This is a genomic window from Salmonella sp. SAL00672, from assembly GCF_046552175.1.
GTDB lineage: Bacteria > Pseudomonadota > Gammaproteobacteria > Enterobacterales > Enterobacteriaceae > Salmonella > Salmonella enterica.
In genome coordinates this window covers 439,509-452,377 of record NZ_JBGDUQ010000003.1, presented here as the reverse complement: position 1 = coordinate 452,377, position 12,869 = coordinate 439,509, and the positions used below count along the sequence as shown (strand labels likewise).

Genomic DNA, 12,869 nt, shown 5'->3' with positions numbered 1-12,869 from the left:
TATGAGTCAGAACAATTATCTGATTGACAAAAGAGTTATTCTTGATTGTGAACGAATGACGCTTTCCTGCGCCAGTGAGTCGATAACGATATCTGAATCGGAACGCAGTTTGCTTATCGCTTTTTATGAAGGCCTTTTTAAAAAAGATGATTTAATTAACTATGTCTGGGGGCGCAAAGGTGTCGTGGTCTCTGATGCCAGTTATTATAAATTGATTAACCAGCTACGAGGGTCATTTGATAAAATTGGTCTTAAGGGGGCGTCTGTTGTGACTCGCCCTCGCGTGGGTGTTTTACTCTCAGTTTCCATTGAACCGTTGAGTGATGAGGCGCAAAATACGCCGTTGCCTGCTGTTGCTGAAACAGAAGTATCGACGGTTGAAGTGCGGCACGATGACACTATTATTACCCCAATACCGGGCGCTGTGAATAAAAAAGATTGGCTCTACTTTTGCCTGGCCGCGCTTCTGATGTTTTTTATGATGTATAAAGTTAAGGGTGAAAATATTGATTACTTTACCCTCCAGGGTTCGTATGATGGATACACTTTTTATAGTGTCGGGCATGATAAAACCCATCTGACGGATATCGTTGAAGCGTACTCTGAGATGAGTAATGAAATACATAAACAAAACGGAAAAATCATTTATTACATTCGCGTTCCTAATACAAATATTTTTGTCCAGTGTCTTAACCAACTTGATATAGCGGAGCCGAAATGCATTTCCATAAAAGAACGTTATTAAGCGTGGCGACGCTTGGTATGTTGGCTGTTTCAGTCGTACTGATGGTAGTTTGGGTACGAAACAGTAGCCATAGTTCTATTAATACTAATGAATTTTTATGTACGACAAGAACGGTAACGACGATACAACCTAAAGATATCCATGCCGATGGCAGTCTTGTTCTTGATTTTAAGATGAAGAGAATTACGCTTCAATATGAAATAAAAACAAAAGATAACGGTGTAAAAATATTATACCGGGACGTATATATGAAAAATTTACATCGAACAGCGCCTGGTGTTTATACGTTCGAAGTATCCCAGGTAAAAGTCTTTGCCACGGACACGGCTGGCGATCTGTTATCATATTTACGGGTTCTGCATCCGGAAGCGGCTAATGAGATTCGAATATCTAAAGTGGGTGAGAAAACCTTTTTTTATTCTCTTAATCGGCAGCTTTATAACGTTTGTACCGCGCAGTAGATCTGAATGCGTCAGAAAGCGAGTTGCGAAATTGCCCTCCGCAAGGGTAAAGGTTAACTCAATAATCAATAAAATACATGAAAAACAATTGGTTATGAATTTTGACTCTTCAAGGAGGTGACTGATACTCGCTGATAACCTCTCGCTGTCCGCCTGACGGATGCGATGCCAGGATCGGGTCTGAAGCAACTATGAATCCGCCATTAATAAAAAAGTAAGAACTCTGTAAGACTGATTTCATATCCATTATCGAATATATCAGGTTATATTACCTCCGCAGTTGGCATGACTGGTAATAAGCGCATTAGGTGCTCTTAATCTAAATGCTATTTGTGTGCCATAAGTTCCGGTACCGCCTTAATTATATATCAAAAATGGAGTGGTTTTAATGAAAAGACGGTCTTCGTTCCTTGTTTTTTTAGGTTTATTATTAGCGTCACCTTTAGCTTTGGCTAACGATCAGCACACCGTATCGTTTGGTTATGCACAAACTCATCTCAGTTCATTGAAAAATAGCGATAGCAAAGATCTGCGAGGCTTTAATTTTAAATATCGTTACGAGTTCAATGAGACCTGGGGGATGTTAGGATCATTCACCGCGACGCGCAATGAAATGGAGAACTACACCTGGAAAGAGGGGAAATTGCATAAAAATGGTTCCGATTCTGTAGACTATGGTTCTTTGATGTTTGGACCAACATATCGTTTTAATGACTATGTGAGCCTGTACGGCAATGCGGGTATAGCGACGATGAAATTTAATAAACACTCAAAAGAAGACTCCTTTGCCTACGGCGCTGGCGTAATATTTAATCCAGTTAAGAGTATATCTATCGATGCATCATGGGAAGCCAGTCGTTTCTTCGCTGTGGATACCAATACATTTGGTGTCAGCGTAGGTTATCGCTTCTGACATTAAAATTATAAGCGTTACGTTTATGGCAAGGAATTAAAAATAATATGGCGCTGCTACAGAATAGGGATGGTTATGAGCGCTCAGGTAATCTTAAGAGGAAGATAAAACACTCACCGTAGCGTTATTCTATTGATGAAATTATGATAAATTCACTATCGGAACAACTTCCGTTAAAAACGATAGGTATAGTTTTAACGGATGATTATTATACTTATTTAGGCATCGCTTCACTCTTTGAGGATGGGAAGTGCTTTATGTTCCCACTCAATGGAGAATATAATTCGTGTCAGATATCAGCTAGCGAAGATATCATAATTATTATTGATGGACGAGTTTTGATTCAGGGGGTCTGGAAAGGTTTTAAGGCGCTCATGCAGCATTATCCGCATGCTCGTCGAATCTGGCTCACGCGCAGAGATATTGGAAAACTTTATCCACATGGCTGCGATAGAGATCCTGATATCGATCCCGATTTGGCAAAGCCTGTTTTTATTGAGCATTTCATTAAATACGCTTGTGCAAATGATGTAGCGGTCGGTGAACTTGCGCCGTTGACAAAAAAGGAGGAGGAGTTGTTATGGCACTTTTTATATAAAAAGTCGATGAGTCAGATCGCCAGTAGCTATGGCATGAGTCGTAAGACTTTGTACATTCATAGATTGCGTATCTGCCGTAAATATGGCTTCAAACGCTTTTTCCATTTGCTATTTATTTACCAAAGAAGTCGCCATATCTTCGCATCTAAAATTTGCCGTGTAGACAAAAACGCCGATCAGGCTTGAAGCAAAAAAGATGAAAAAGTTAACGATGAGAGAGTGTGAAAGCATCAATCCTACTATGCTGCTTGCCATTAAGATACTTATCTCGGCGCTTGACGAAAAAACAAAAATAAGGCTCAGAGAGCATATTGAAAAAACTGAACAAGAAATAGCCTCAAGCATACATGATAGCATCATGACAGAGACTTTTCTTCAGCAAATGAAAGACATTCGTTACATCTTAAATATAGTTCCTTGACGGCGTTCAGAAGCAAGAACGCGTTATTATTTAATGATTAATAGACCAGGTATTAGTATGAAAAAGATCTTAGTATGTTTCGTCGGCTTGGCTTTAACCGCATGTAGCGCTAATTCGTTGAATTATGGCGCTGAACAGGTACGGGTGATGACCAGCGAGCCAGGTAAGGAATGCAGCTACTTAGGGGATATCACGGGCAGCCAGGGGAATTTCTTTACCGGTGGCTGGACTTCCAACAGTAACCTGGAAACGGGTGCCCGTAACGATCTGAAAAACAAAGCTTATAAAATGGGCGGAAATACGGTAGTCCTGTTAACCCAGCGTGCAGGCCAGACAGGAAGTTCATGGCACGGTTCGGGCTCAAGCAAACAAACGAATGTCACGTTAAGCGGGAACGTTTATCGTTGCCCTCGTTAACCTTATTTTGCAGGCAATATATGCCTGTTTAGCGCTCGCGCCGCACTGGCGACGCGGGCGCTATTTGGGCTAACCTTGCTTTTTCTCGCTGTATTCCCGCCAACCGCCGCCTAATGCTTTATACAGATTAATGATATTCAGCTGTTGCATGAGCCGTGTGCGTACCAGGCGCTGTTGCGCGCCATAAAGCATACGATGGGTATCAAGCAGCGTAAGGTAGTCATCGACGCCTTCCTGAAAACGGAGTCCGGCCAGCTCATAGGCGATTTGGCTGGCTTCAACCGCGCGTTGTTCTGATTGCACCTGGTCATTCAGCGTACGCTGTCCCGCCAGACCATCCGCCACGTCGCGAAAGGCTTGCTGAATAACGTTTTCATACCTGGCGATTTCAATCTGTTTTTGGATATGCGCCCTATCTAGGTCAGCGCGTAATGCGCCGCCGTGAAAGAGAGGCAAGGTGATTTGCGGTAGAAAACGCCAGCTTCCCGATCCCGGTTCAAAGAGTCCGCTAAGAGACGCGCTGGCCGTTCCCGCCGCGCCTGTCAGGCTGATGGTCGGGAAGAAGGCGGCGCGCGCTGCGCCTATCCGGGCGTTTGCGCCACGCAGCCTGTACTCGGCGGCGCGAATATCCGGGCGGCGTACCAGCAGATCTGACGGTAATCCGCCTGGCAATGTGGTCGGGATCGCGCCTTCCGTAAGCGTGACCGCCTCGTTTAGTCGACGCGACAGTTCAGGCGTGAGCGGCTGGCCCAACAGCAATTCAAGCGCGTTACGATCCCGCGCCAACTGTCGCGTATACGCCGCGCGATTGATTTCCGCAGAACGCAGCGCGATCTCCGCCATACGCAGATCGAGCTGTGTGGCGTTGCCTGTCCGGGCAAGCTGGGTTGTCAATGTGTATGAACTTTTTTGCGCGGCCAGCGTATCTTCGGTTAAGCGCAGCAGCTCCCGGTCAGCCCGTAGCGTCAGCCAGGCGCTGGCGACTTCGGAAACCAGGCTCATTCGCGCCGCAATGTACGTCTCATCAAGCGCCATATAGGCGGCTAATGCCTGGTCGCTAAGGCTTCGCACTCGCCCCCAGAGATCCAGTTCCCAGGCCGTCGTCGCCCCAGCCATCTCGTAGCGTCGGTTAATCTCAGACTCGTCTGTGACGCTGAGATCGGCGGGAGTGCGACTGGCGTCCATGGCGGTGGCGATGCCGAGCGTCGGCAGCATCTCCGAGCGCTGAATACGGTATAACGCCCGGGCGGCTTCAACATTGAGCCCTGCCTTGCGTAAATCCCGATTATTGCGTAACGCGATCGCGATCAGTTCCTGTAGAAGCGGATCGTGGAAGAAATCACGCCAGCCAATGTCAGCGGCATCCGGCGCGCCAGAAACGGTTGACGTTGCGTAGGGATAGACCATCGCAGTCGGCGATGCGGGGCGTTCGTGCTTCGGCGCCATCGTACAGCCAGCAAGCGTGGTGACGAAAGCAAGCGTCGCCAGCGTGGCGGTCTGCCGATAGCCTGTAAAAGTGATCTTCATTATGCCATTCCCATCATTATGCTTGCTGATCATGCGAATCAACGCGGTTCTCACGCTTTAATGCCATCCTGCGAACCACCACGTAAAATACAGGCGTCAATAACAGGCCGAAGAGCGTGACGCCCAACATGCCGGCAAACACGGCGATGCCCATCGCATGTCGCATTTCCGCGCCGGCACCCGTCGCGAGTACCAGTGGTACTACACCTGCGATAAAGGCGAATGAGGTCATCAGGATAGGACGCAGACGCAGGCGGGACGCTTCCAGTACGGCGGTCAGCGGGTCTGCGCCGTCGTGTTCTTTGGCGCGGGCAAACTCGACAATCAAAATGGCGTTCTTGGCCGCCAGGCCGACCAGCACCACGAAACCAATCTGCGTAAAGATATTGTTATCTCCGCCAGATACCCACACGCCGACAATGGCTGAGAGTAATGACATAGGCGCAATAAGCAGGACGGCGAAGGGCAGCGACCAACTGTTGTACTGCGCCGCCAGGATCAGGAAGGCCAACAGCACCGCCAGCGCAAAGATAGCAAGCGCAGAATTGCCGGCCTGTTTTTCCTGATAAACCAGATCGGTCCATTCGAAGACCATCCCTTCCGGTAACGTTTCACGCACGATCTTTTCAATCGCGTCCGTCGCCTGTCCGGAGGAGAAGCCCGGAGCCGGTCCACCGCTAATATCTACCGAGGGGAAGCCGTTGTAATGGATGATTCTGTCCGGCCCCGACTGGCGCATAATCGTGACGAAAGCGCTAAGCGGGATCATCTCGCCCTTCGCATTGCGGACTTTAAGCAGGCCGATATCCTCTTGCTGCATACGGAATGGCGCATCGGCCTGCGCCATCACCCGCCAGGTACGGCCAAATCGGTTGAAATCGTTGACGTAAAGCGAGCCGAGGTTAATTTGCAACGTTTCAAAGATGTCGGTGAGCGATACCCCCATTGATTTCGCCTTTACCCGGTCGATATCCACCTGTAATTGCGGGGCGTTCGTCTGGAAACTGGCCAGCATATTGGCCAGTTCGGGCGTCTGCATCGCCATAGACATAATCTCGCTTTGCACCTTTGTCATCGCTTCAAATCCCAGTTCCGCACGATCTTCAATCTGCAATTTAAAGCCGCCCGTCGCGCCAAGCCCTGGAACCGGCGGCGGCGGGAAGATGCCAATAAACCCGTCGGGAATGTGGCTAAATTTGTGCATTAGCTTTCCGGCGATAGCGTTAGCGGAAAGTGAAGGATCTTCACGCTCGTCAAAGGGTTTCAGCATGGCGAACATCAGCGCCGAATTTGGCACATTTACCGGGCCGTTAACCGACAGACCGGGGAAGACGACGACGCTTTCAACGCCGGGTTCCGCCAGCGCGATAGCGGACATCTGTTTCACGACCGCCTCTGTGCGATCCAACGATGCGCCGCTTGGGAGCTGGGCGATGCCGACGAGATAGTATTTATCCTGCGCAGGCACAAACCCGTTCGGCACCTGATGGAAGCCAAGCCAGGTCAGCCCCACAAAGCCAGCATAGAGCACCATCACAATGACGCTGCCGCGCACGGCCCGACGGACGGCGCTAACATAGCGGTTCGACGCGCTGTCGAAGAAACGGTTAAAGCGATGGAAAAAACCGCCAGTGACCGTGCCCATCAACCGCGTTAGCCAGTCAGCCTTCGCAGTATCGTGGTGCGGTCTTAGCAAAATGGCAGCCAGCGCAGGGGAGAGCGTCAGCGAGTTAATGGCCGAAAGGATGGTCGAAATAGCGATGGTCAACGCGAACTGACGATAAAACTCACCCTGCAGGCCCGCCAGGAATGCGGAAGGGATAAAGACCGCCGTTAGCACCGAGGTAATAGAAAGAATGGGACCAGTGACTTCATCCATCGCCTTCTTTGCCGCCTCTCCGGGACTTTTGCCCTGCGATATATGCCGTTCCACGTTTTCGACCACAACGATGGCGTCATCGACAACGATACCTATCGACAGGACCAAACCAAACAGCGAAAGCGTATTCAGCGAAAAGCCAAACAGGTGCATCAAGGCAAAGGTGCCGACCAGCGAAACGGGAACCGCCACCAGAGGAATAATGGACGCCCGCCAGGTTTGCAGGAACAGCACCACGACAAGGACGACCAGCACGAGGGCTTCCAGCAACGTAATCGCCACCGATTGTAGCGATGCGCGCACGAAGACCGTAGGATCATAGGCAATCCGGTATTCGATATCCTGCGGGAAGTTTTGCTGCAACTCATCCATTTTGCCGCGAATCGCGTTAGAAACGTCAATCGCATTGGCGCCCGGACTTTGAATAATCTGTAACGCTGGCGCCGCTTCGCCATTCAGTAAACTGCGCAGCGTATAGGCATCTGCGCCCAGCGTGACGCGGGCGACATCACGCAGACGCGTCACCTCGCCGTCAGCGCCGATTTTTACCACAATCTCGCCGAACTGTTCTTCGCTGGTCAGGCGGCCCAGCGTGTTTACCGTCATCTGAAAAGCGGCGGAGGCCTCCGGCTGTTGCCCGACGGAACCGGCGGCGACCTGTACGTTTTGTTCCCGCAACGCCGTAACGATATCACTGGCGGTAAGACCGCGGTTGGCGATTTTCGCCGGGTCCAGCCAGACGCGCATGGCGTACTCGCCCGCGCCCCAGACGAGAACATCGCCGACGCCGGGTAAACGGGCCAGTTCGTCGCGAACCTGCCGGATGGCGAAGTTAGACAGGTAAAGCGAGTCATAGCGTTTTTGCGGCGAGACAAGATGGACCACCATCAACATATCGGGGGACGTTTTCTCCGTTACAACGCCAATTCGCTGGACTTCTTCGGGCAGGCGAGGCAGCGCGCGGGATACCCGGTTTTGCACCTGAATTTGCGCCATATCAGGATCGGTTCCCTGTTCGAAGGCGATAGAGATAACCATGCGACCATCAATGGCCATCTGGGTATTCATATACAACATGCCGTCAACGCCGTTGATCACCTGTTCCAGCGGCGCGGCTACCGTATCGGCAATCACTTGCGGGTTAGCGCCGGGGTAGCTGGCGCTAACCTGTACCGTGGGCGGCGTAACGGCCGGATATTCACTCAGCGGCAGTTTTAAAAAGGCGATAGCGCCAGCCAGCAGCATTAACAGCGACAGGACGATGGCGAAGATGGGCCGTGCGATGAAAAAGTGGGTGAATTTCATTGGCGCACCGCCTTCGACGCGCTGTCGCCGTCCGCTTTAGTCAATGTCGCGGTCTGTTTGTCGGTCACATTCTGCCGCATCGGCACCAGACGTGGCGCAACGGTCATGCCAGGACGCACCAGCCCCTTGAGGATGATTTTTTCTCCCGGCAGTACTCCCTGTGTAACGACGCGGAATCCATCGACCATTTGTCCCAACTCAACCGGACGATACTCCACCTGATTCTCCTTGCCGACGATCAGCACATAGTTTTTGCCCTGATCGGCGCTCACCGCCAGATCGTCAATCAGCACGGTTTCCCGCGGCTCGCCGATGGGCAAACTGATTCGGGCAAACAGGCCGGGAGAAAGCATTCCGTCGGGGTCAGGAATCACGGCGCGCGCCCGGATAGTGCCGGTGCTGCGGTTCATCTGATTGCCCATAAAGTCGAGTACGCCCTGATAAGGCAGCCCGTTATCGGTGGTTAACCCCATGTTGACTACCGGTGGATTTTTGTCGGAGCGGGTATGCCGTAACGCCTTCAGCCAGGTGGCTTCGTCAATATCGAAATACACATACATGGGATTGTGAGACACGATAGTCGTCAGAAGCGTGGCGTTACCCGCTACGCCGCCGCTGACCAGGTTGCCCCGGGTCACCAGTATGCGGTCAACGCGTCCGGCAATGGGCGCGGTAATACGGGTCCAGGAGAGTTCAAGGCGCGCTGCGGCGACGGCGGCTTTGGCCGATTGCATCTGCGCCTGTCGCGCATTACGCGTGGCGGTGACATCGTCAGCGTTTTTACGTGATACGGCGCCGCTGGCGACCAGTCGTTGAATGCGATCGAAATCCGCCTGCGCCTGGCGGGCCAGTACTTCAGCCTGACGTAATTGCGCGACGGCGGTGTCGAGGGCGACCTCGAACGGGCGCGGATCGATCTGGAACAGCAGTTGTCCGCGGCTTACCAGACGTCCTTCCGGAACGCTGACGGCGTCAAGGGTTCCTCCCAAGCGCGAACGCAGCTCCACGGTCTCCGGCGCGGCCAGAAAACCGGTGAATTCCGCCGTAGGCGCGAGTGTACGGCTAAGGGCTTTAGCAACCGGTACCGACGGTGGAGGCGGCGCGCTGGCCGGGGGTCCGACGGCGTTGTCTTTATCCCATAGTGCTTCGCCGGCCATGTAAATCACGCCCCCGATGGCGGCGATGACGCCGGCTATCAACATAATTTTGAATGTTCTACGCATGTCGTTTCCCTCTTTACCGCAGCGTGTCGGCCATTCCGCAACGCTGCCGCAGAATTTTTGGCAAAGGCTAGGCGTTACAACGAAGGAAAGGTCAAGCGCTCCTGACGGGTTTTTTCGGGGCGTGGGTCGGCATCGTGGCGTAAATGTCTCGCATCATCCTCTTTTATGAGCCATCTCACATTCTCGCTGAACCGTGCAGCCTGAATACGCTTGACCTTCCCACAATGGCAAGCTTTAGGCTTTCTGATACCGAATAGTCAGGATGGGGAAGTCGTCATGAGTCAGTCAGAAAATCGTCACGACACGATAAGCTTGCTTGTTGAAGGTATGACCTGCGCGTCGTGCGTCGCTCGCGTTGAAAAAGGTATTAAGGCTGTGCCTGGCGTAACGGACGCTACGGTGAATCTGGCGACGGAGCGCGCCACCGTCCGCGGGACGGCATCGGCGGAGGCGGTGATCGCGGCGATTGAAAAAACGGGGTATGAGGCGCGACCGATAGAGACGGCGGGGCAGGGCGAAGACGACTCTGAAGAGAAAAAAGAGGCCGAGCGCGTCAGGCTGAAGCGCGATCTGATTCTCGCCAGCGTGCTGGCGCTCCCCGTTTTTGTGCTTGAAATGGGCTCGCACCTTATTCCTGGTATGCACGAGTGGGTGATAAAAACGATTGGCCTGCAACAAAGCTGGTACTGGCAATTTGCACTGACCCTGTTGGTGCTGACGATCCCCGGTCGCCGTTTTTACCTTAAAGGGTTCCCGGCGCTGGCGCGTCTGGCGCCGGACATGAACTCGCTGGTCGCCGTGGGAACCGCAGCGGCATTCGGCTACTCGCTGGTGGCGACCTTTACGCCCGACCTGTTGCCTGAAGGGACGGTAAACGTCTATTACGAGGCCGCCGCAGTGATTGTCGCGCTTATTCTGCTGGGGCGCTTTCTGGAGGCAAGGGCGAAGGGGCGGACTTCCGAAGCGATTAAACGTCTGGTGGGGCTACAGGCGCGGGTCGCGCATGTGTTACGCGAGGGCCGCATCGTGGATATCCCTGTCGACGAGGTTGTGCTGAGCGACTGTGTGGAGGTTCGGCCAGGCGAGCGGATCCCGGTTGACGGCGAAGTGACCGAAGGCCGCAGCTTCGTTGACGAGTCGATGATTACCGGCGAACCGATACCGGTTGAGAAATCCGCAGGAAGCGCGGTGGTGGGCGGTACCGTAAACCAAAAAGGCGCGCTCACGCTGCGGGCGACCGCCGTCGGCGGACAGACCATGCTGGCGCAAATCATTCGTCTGGTGGAACAGGCGCAGGGTTCAAAACTGCCGATTCAGGCCGTCGTGGATAAAGTGACGCTGTGGTTTGTCCCGATGGTGATGCTTATTGCTGCGCTGACCTTTGTGGTATGGCTGGCGTTTGGGCCGTCGCCAGCGCTGACTTTCGCTCTGATCAATGGCGTTGCGGTTCTGATTATCGCCTGTCCTTGCGCGATGGGCCTGGCGACGCCGACCTCTATTATGGTGGGAACCGGTCGTGGGGCGGAAATGGGCGTGCTGTTCCGTAAGGGGGAGGCGTTACAGCTACTCAAAGACGCTAAGGTGGTGGCCGTAGACAAAACCGGGACGCTTACCGAAGGCCGCCCGGTACTGACCGATCTCGACGTGGCCAGCGGCTTTGAACGCCGTGAGGTGCTGGCGAAAGTCGCGGCGGTAGAATCGCGTTCAGAGCATCCGATTGCCCGTGCGATTGTCGTGTCGGCAGAAGAGGAAGGGATCGCGCTACCAGGCATGAGCGGCTTCGAATCGGTGACCGGGATGGGCGTATACGCTACCGTTGACGGTACGCGTGTTGACGTGGGGGCCGATCGCTATATGCGCGAAATTGGCGTGGATATTAGCGGCTTCGCCACCACCGCCGAACGGTTAGGGCAGGAAGGGAAATCGCCGCTCTATGCGGCTATTGACGGTCAACTGGCGGCGATTATCGCCGTGGCCGATCCGATCAAACCCAGTACGCCCGCCGCAATTAACGCTTTACATCAGCTCGGCATTAAGGTCGCCATGATCACTGGCGATAATGCCCGCACGGCACAGGCTATCGCCAGACAGTTAGGAATTGATGATGTGGTTGCCGAGGTATTGCCAGAAGGGAAAGTCGAGGCGATACGGCGCCTGAAAGCGGCGTATGGGCAGGTGGCGTTTGTCGGCGATGGCATCAACGATGCGCCAGCGCTGGCGGAGTCCGACGTGGGGCTGGCGATTGGCACCGGCACCGATGTGGCGGTGGAATCCGCCGACGTCGTACTAATGTCCGGCAACCTGCAAGGCGTGCCGAATGCTATCGCGCTGTCTAAAGCGACCATCCGCAATATCCACCAGAATCTGTTCTGGGCCTTTGCTTACAATACGGCGCTGATTCCTGTCGCGGCAGGCGCGCTATTTCCGGTCTGGGGCATATTATTGTCCCCGGTATTCGCCGCAGGGGCGATGGCGATGTCGAGCGTGTTCGTGCTGGGCAACGCTTTGCGGCTGCGCCGTTTCCGGGCGCCGATGGCAACCCCATTCGACACATCCACGACCTGAGGAGGAGCGGCATGAACATCGGTAAAGCAGCTAAAGCATCGAAAGTCTCGGCCAAAATGATTCGCTACTATGAACAGATTGGTCTGATTCCCGCGGCAAGTCGAACGGATTCCGGCTATCGGGCCTATACCCAGGCTGATGTTAATCAATTGCATTTTATACGCCGCGCGCGCGATCTCGGCTTTTCAGTTGCTGAAATCAGCGACTTACTGAATCTTTGGAATAACCAGTCGCGGCAAAGCGCTGACGTCAAACGCCTGGCGCAGACGCACATTGATGAACTGGACAGACGTATCCAGAACATGCAGCACATGGCGCAAACCCTCAAAGCGCTGATTCACTGCTGCGCCGGCGACGCGCTGCCAGATTGCCCCATTCTGCATACGCTTGGACAACCTGACGATAGCGAGCCGGAGGCGCGTACCGGAGCGGTATTGCGCCGTCCTCGTCGCCACGGACTGGCAAAGCGTCTGTAAGTCCTGAGATTACGCTTGACCTTCCAACACTGGCAAGGCCCAGACTGGCAACAGTTCCCAAACAAAAGGAGTTCACTATGCAGTTCCATATTGATGACATGACCTGCGGCGGCTGCGCCAGTACGGTAAAAAAGACGATTCTGACTCTCGATGCTAATGCGACGGTGAGAACCGACCCGGCGACGCGTCTGGTTGACGTTGAAACGTCGCTATCCGCGGAGCAGATTGCCGCCGCCCTGCAAAAGGCCGGTTTCCCGCCGCGCGAGAGGTAATCGTCAATGGCGATCGGTCTGGCGACAGGCCGGTCGCGATACGCTAGCCACGCTTCGCTTTCCTTT

Annotated in this window: 12 protein-coding genes; 9 read left to right on the top strand and 3 right to left on the bottom strand. The window is 53.4% G+C overall.

All coding sequences use genetic code 11. From position 1 onward, the window contains the following. Position 1: 1 nt before the first annotated feature. From ACLJTG_RS12070 to ACLJTG_RS12045, 6 genes are all read left to right on the top strand, one after another. Positions 2-745, top strand: a complete 744-nt coding sequence (locus ACLJTG_RS12070) for a transcriptional regulator (RefSeq protein WP_127201198.1) — start codon at positions 2-4, stop codon at positions 743-745. Continuing rightward, positions 718-1,206, top strand: a complete 489-nt coding sequence (locus ACLJTG_RS12065; protein WP_000545426.1) for a hypothetical protein — start codon at positions 718-720, stop codon at positions 1,204-1,206. The genes ACLJTG_RS12070 and ACLJTG_RS12065 overlap by 28 nt, the downstream gene beginning before the upstream one ends. 388 nt (positions 1,207-1,594) lie before the next feature. Continuing rightward, positions 1,595-2,119, top strand: a complete 525-nt coding sequence (locus ACLJTG_RS12060; RefSeq protein WP_000830237.1) for an Ail/Lom family outer membrane beta-barrel protein — start codon at positions 1,595-1,597, stop codon at positions 2,117-2,119. A gap of 143 nt (positions 2,120-2,262) precedes the next feature. Continuing rightward, positions 2,263-2,904, top strand: a complete 642-nt coding sequence (locus ACLJTG_RS12055) for a helix-turn-helix transcriptional regulator (protein ID WP_000610824.1) — start codon at positions 2,263-2,265, stop codon at positions 2,902-2,904. Positions 2,905-2,914: 10 nt separating this feature from the next. Then, the gene (locus tag ACLJTG_RS12050) at positions 2,915-3,139 is read left to right on the top strand and encodes a membrane protein (RefSeq protein ID WP_000737127.1); all 225 of its coding nucleotides are present in this window, start codon (positions 2,915-2,917) and stop codon (positions 3,137-3,139) included. A 57-nt stretch (positions 3,140-3,196) separates the two neighbouring features. Further along, positions 3,197-3,556, top strand: a complete 360-nt coding sequence (locus ACLJTG_RS12045; protein ID WP_000722978.1) for a DUF4156 domain-containing protein — start codon at positions 3,197-3,199, stop codon at positions 3,554-3,556. 69 nt (positions 3,557-3,625) lie between these two features. On the opposite strand, the gene mdsC is transcribed toward ACLJTG_RS12045, so the two are convergent. Genes mdsC through mdsA form a run of 3 tightly spaced genes read right to left on the bottom strand, consistent with a single transcriptional unit; the run spans position 3,626 to position 9,490 of the window. After that, a complete protein-coding gene (gene mdsC, locus ACLJTG_RS12040; RefSeq protein WP_272711235.1) occupies positions 3,626-5,083 on the bottom strand; it encodes a multidrug efflux transporter outer membrane subunit MdsC in 1,458 nt (485 codons plus the stop codon). Positions 5,084-5,099: 16 nt separating this feature from the next. Beyond that, positions 5,100-8,267 (bottom strand): multidrug efflux RND transporter permease subunit MdsB, encoded by a 3,168-nt coding sequence (mdsB, locus tag ACLJTG_RS12035; RefSeq protein ID WP_410958987.1) that lies wholly within the window; start codon positions 8,265-8,267, stop codon positions 5,100-5,102. Next, positions 8,264-9,490 (bottom strand): multidrug efflux RND transporter periplasmic adaptor subunit MdsA, encoded by a 1,227-nt coding sequence (gene mdsA, locus ACLJTG_RS12030; protein WP_410958985.1) that lies wholly within the window; start codon positions 9,488-9,490, stop codon positions 8,264-8,266. The genes mdsB and mdsA overlap by 4 nt, the downstream gene beginning before the upstream one ends. Before the next feature lie 276 nt (positions 9,491-9,766). Between mdsA and golT the strand changes: the two genes are divergently transcribed. The 3 genes from golT (at position 9,767) to golB (ending at position 12,803) form a co-directional block, all read left to right on the top strand. Then, on the top strand, positions 9,767-12,055 hold the full coding sequence (gene golT / locus ACLJTG_RS12025; protein WP_138010172.1) for a gold/copper-translocating P-type ATPase GolT: 2,289 nt from the start codon (positions 9,767-9,769) through the stop codon (positions 12,053-12,055). An 11-nt stretch (positions 12,056-12,066) separates the two neighbouring features. Next, entirely contained in the window at positions 12,067-12,531 is a 465-nt protein-coding gene (gene golS, locus ACLJTG_RS12020; protein ID WP_001020583.1) for an Au(I) sensor transcriptional regulator GolS, read from the top strand. Positions 12,532-12,608: 77 nt separating this feature from the next. Further along, complete coding sequence (golB, locus tag ACLJTG_RS12015) at positions 12,609-12,803, top strand: gold resistance metallochaperone GolB (protein ID WP_001159470.1); 195 nt, start codon at positions 12,609-12,611, stop codon at positions 12,801-12,803. Positions 12,804-12,869 lie beyond the last annotated feature (66 nt).

Bases quoted from the DNA above. Each gene is read 5' to 3' on its own strand.
- golS (WP_001020583.1), top strand. From the start codon at position 12,067: ATGAACATCGGTAAAGCAGCTAAAGCATCGAAAGTCTCGGCCAAAATG.
- golT (WP_138010172.1), top strand. From the start codon at position 9,767: ATGAGTCAGTCAGAAAATCGTCACGACACGATAAGCTTGCTTGTTGAA.
- ACLJTG_RS12070 (WP_127201198.1), top strand. From the start codon at position 2: ATGAGTCAGAACAATTATCTGATTGACAAAAGAGTTATTCTTGATTGT.
- mdsA (WP_410958985.1), bottom strand. From the start codon at position 9,490: ATGCGTAGAACATTCAAAATTATGTTGATAGCCGGCGTCATCGCCGCC.
- mdsC (WP_272711235.1), bottom strand. From the start codon at position 5,083: ATGAAGATCACTTTTACAGGCTATCGGCAGACCGCCACGCTGGCGACG.
- ACLJTG_RS12055 (WP_000610824.1), top strand. From the start codon at position 2,263: ATGATAAATTCACTATCGGAACAACTTCCGTTAAAAACGATAGGTATA.
- ACLJTG_RS12060 (WP_000830237.1), top strand. From the start codon at position 1,595: ATGAAAAGACGGTCTTCGTTCCTTGTTTTTTTAGGTTTATTATTAGCG.
- ACLJTG_RS12045 (WP_000722978.1), top strand. From the start codon at position 3,197: ATGAAAAAGATCTTAGTATGTTTCGTCGGCTTGGCTTTAACCGCATGT.
- ACLJTG_RS12050 (WP_000737127.1), top strand. From the start codon at position 2,915: ATGAAAAAGTTAACGATGAGAGAGTGTGAAAGCATCAATCCTACTATG.
- golB (WP_001159470.1), top strand. From the start codon at position 12,609: ATGCAGTTCCATATTGATGACATGACCTGCGGCGGCTGCGCCAGTACG.
- ACLJTG_RS12065 (WP_000545426.1), top strand. From the start codon at position 718: ATGCATTTCCATAAAAGAACGTTATTAAGCGTGGCGACGCTTGGTATG.
- mdsB (WP_410958987.1), bottom strand. From the start codon at position 8,267: ATGAAATTCACCCACTTTTTCATCGCACGGCCCATCTTCGCCATCGTC.